Origin of the sequence: Streptococcus oralis (assembly GCF_001579175.1) — a bacterium.
GTDB lineage: Bacteria > Bacillota > Bacilli > Lactobacillales > Streptococcaceae > Streptococcus > Streptococcus oralis_O.
Map to the genome: position 1 here is coordinate 605,007 of NZ_KQ970760.1, position 3,350 is coordinate 608,356.

Annotated in this window: 4 protein-coding genes and 1 other annotated feature; all 4 genes read left to right on the plus strand. The window is 40.5% G+C overall.

The annotated features are described in order from the left end of the window. Positions 1-3: 3 nt before the first annotated feature. Positions 4-220: a binding site (T-box leader), on the plus strand. A gap of 117 nt (positions 221-337) precedes the next feature. Next, positions 338-1,333 carry a tryptophan ABC transporter substrate-binding protein gene (gene trpX, locus SORDD24_RS07295; protein ID WP_061409115.1) on the plus strand — a complete coding sequence of 332 codons (996 nt, stop codon included), beginning with the start codon at positions 338-340 and terminating at the stop codon, positions 1,331-1,333. A 65-nt stretch (positions 1,334-1,398) separates the two neighbouring features. Continuing rightward, the gene (locus SORDD24_RS07300) at positions 1,399-2,265 is read left to right on the plus strand and encodes an ABC transporter permease (protein ID WP_061409118.1); all 867 of its coding nucleotides are present in this window, start codon (positions 1,399-1,401) and stop codon (positions 2,263-2,265) included. Further along, positions 2,262-3,020 carry an ABC transporter ATP-binding protein gene (locus SORDD24_RS07305; RefSeq protein ID WP_045591564.1) on the plus strand — a complete coding sequence of 253 codons (759 nt, stop codon included), beginning with the start codon at positions 2,262-2,264 and terminating at the stop codon, positions 3,018-3,020. Before SORDD24_RS07300 ends, SORDD24_RS07305 begins: the two co-directional genes overlap by 4 nt. Before the next feature lie 196 nt (positions 3,021-3,216). Further along, positions 3,217-3,350, plus strand: a 134-nt coding sequence (locus tag SORDD24_RS12035; RefSeq protein ID WP_419579783.1) for a CHC2 zinc finger domain-containing protein, incomplete at its 3' end; no start/stop codon positions are given.

Consider the following 3,350-nt stretch of genomic DNA (forward strand, 5'->3'; position numbering starts at 1 on the left):
AATTTAAACATTCAGAAAGTAATCATTGAAGTTTTTTAGAGAGTCTGTGGTTGGTGGAAACAGATAGATGAAAGTGATGAAAATTGGGCTGAATGTACTTAAGAATTTGAAATCATAAGAATTCGGTGAGCACACCTTACAGTGCAACTCGTGAATGCGAGAAAGAGCGATAGGGATATTCCCTATAATTGAGGTGGCACCGCGCATCGACGTCCTCACACAAGTTTTTTGTGTGAGGACTTTTTCTATGGGGAGGAAAGATATTGGAATTTAAACGATGGCATCGCTTGATGATGTGATTTAAAAAGTTAAGATAAAAGAATTAAGGAGAAAGAATATGAAAAATAAACGTTTGATTGGAATTATTGCTGGATTAGCAGTATTGGTAGTGGCTAGCTTGATTTATTCATCAATGAACAAGCCAGCAGCTAAGGAAGAGCAAAAGGTCGCTAAGGTTGGTGTTCTTCAGTTTGTTAGTCACCCATCCTTGGACTTGATTTACCAAGGAATTCAAGATGGACTAGCTGAAGAAGGATATAAGGACGACCAAGTAAAAATCGACTTTATGAACTCTGAAGGTGATCAGAGCAAGGTTGCAACCATGAGTAAACAATTGGTGGCAAATGGAAATGACCTTGTTGTTGGGATTGCAACACCAGCAGCTCAAGGACTTGCTAGTGCCACAAAAGACCTACCAGTTATCATGGCTGCTATTACAGACCCAATCGGTGCTAACTTGGTCAAAGATTTGAAAAAACCTGGTGGCAACATCACAGGGGTGTCAGATCATAACCCAGCTGAACAGCAAGTGGAATTGATTAAAACTTTGACACCAAATGTGAAAACAATCGGAGCTCTTTACTCAAGTAGCGAAGATAACTCAAAAACACAGGTAGAAGAATTCAAGGCTTATGCTGAAAAAGCAGGTTTGACAGTCGAAACATTTGCTGTTCCATCAACAAATGAAATTGCTTCAACAGTTAATGTCATGACAAGCAAGGTCGATGCGATTTGGGTTCCAATTGACAACACCATCGCATCAGCATTCTCAACAGTTGTTTCAAGCAACCAAACAGCTAAAAAGCCAATCTATCCAAGTGCTACTGCCATGGTAGAAGCAGGTGGATTAGCATCTGTAGTAGTTGACCAACACGATCTTGGAGTGGCTACTGGTAAGATGATTGCTAAAGTTTTGAAAGGTGAAAAACCAGCTGATACTCCAGTTAATGTCTTCTCAACTGGTAAATCGGTTATCAGCAAAAAACTAGCGCAAGAACTTGGTATCACCATCCCTGAGTCTGTTCTAAAAGAAGCAGGGCAAGTGATTGAATAAGGAAAAAGGAGGAGTTGGGGACATCTTCTCCCATTTTTACTAAAGAAAGAAATGAGTGAAAGAATATGATAGTATCCATTATTTCTCAGGGAATGGTCTGGGCGATTTTAGGTTTGGGAATCTTTATGACCTTTCGAATTTTAAATTTCCCGGATATGACGACTGAAGGCTCTTTTCCTCTAGGGGGAGCAGTAGCTGTAACCTTGATAACACAGGGAGTTAACCCATTTTTAGCTACCTTGGCTGCAGTAGGAGCAGGCTGCCTAGCTGGCATGGCGACAGGTCTCTTATATACTAAAGGAAAAATCCCAACCCTCTTATCAGGGATTCTGGTCATGACTTCCTGCCATTCCATCATGCTCATGATTATGGGGCGTGCCAATTTGGGTCTTCTTGGAACCAAGCAAATTCAGGATGTCTTGCCTTTCGATTCAGACCTCAATCAACTCCTGACTGGCTTTATCTTCGTTGCCCTTGTTATTGGTCTCATGCTCTTTTTCCTAGATACCAAACTAGGTCAGGCTTACATCGCTACAGGTGATAATCCTGATATGGCTCGTAGTTTTGGAATTCATACGGGTCGTATGGAACTCATGGGGTTGGTTCTTTCAAATGGAATTATCGCGCTTGCAGGGGCCTTAATTGCTCAACAAGAAGGATATGCAGATGTTTCTCGAGGAATTGGAGTGATTGTCGTAGGGCTTGCTAGCTTGATTATTGGTGAGGTTTTGTTCAAGAGTTTGACCTTGGCAGAGCGACTTATGACTATCGTTGTAGGTTCTATCGCTTATCAGTTCCTCGTATGGGGAGTGATTGCTCTTGGATTTAATACAAGTTATCTGCGTTTGTACAGCGCCTTGATTTTGGCAGTTTGCCTTATGATTCCAACCTTCAAAAGCAAATACCTGAAAGGAGTCAAGTTTAGCAAATGACAGCAATTGTAGAATTAAAAAATGCTACCAAAGTCATCACGAATGGCTTTGACGAGGAAAAAATCATTCTAAATGATGTTTCTCTTGAGATTTTTGAACATGATTTCATTACAATACTAGGTGGAAACGGAGCAGGAAAGTCAACGCTTTTTAACACTATTGCAGGTACCCTACCTTTAACAAGTGGAAGTATCCGTATCATGGGCGAGGATGTGACGCATTTTTCACCAGAAAAGCGAGCTAAGTACTTGTCTCGTGTCTTTCAGGATCCTAAAATGGGTACGGCTCCTCGTATGACCGTTGCAGAAAACCTTTTGATTGCCAAGTTTCGTGGTGAGAAGAGAGGGCTCCTGCCTAGAAGACTATCAAGTCATAGAGAAGAGTTTCAGGCTACCATTGAAAAGGTTGGAAATGGCCTTGAAAAACATCTGGACACTCCGATTGAATTTCTATCAGGTGGTCAACGTCAGGCCTTGAGTCTTTTGATGGCAACCTTAAAGCGACCAGAGTTGCTCTTGTTGGATGAACACACAGCAGCCCTTGACCCCAAGACCAGCGTGGCTTTAATGGCACTAACGGATGAATTTGTCACAAAAGATAAGCTGACTGCCCTCATGATTACCCACCATATGGAGGATGCGTTGAAGTATGGAAATCGTCTGATTGTCATGAAAGAAGGTCGTATCATCCAAGATTTGAACAAAGAAGAAAAAGCAAAAATGAAGATTTCAGACTACTATCAATTATTTGAATAAAGTAGAGATTTTTTCGTCAAAAAATAGAGAAGTAAAACTTAGAAACATGGAAGTGTTTCTGAGTTTTTTATCTTCCCATTCTATCAAGAAAAATAAGGCAAAGAGAATTACGGAAAGTGTATGAAATGGTTTACTTTTTTTCAGAAATAAGCTATACTAGATAACGTGAAACTATGATAAGATGGAGGTATTGTGTATGGTTGACAAACAAGTCATTGAAGAAATCAAAAACAATGCCAACATTGTGGAAGTCATAGGTGACGTGATTTCTTTACAAAAGGCTGGACGGAACTATTTAGGGCTCTGTCCTTTTCATGGTGAAAAGACCCC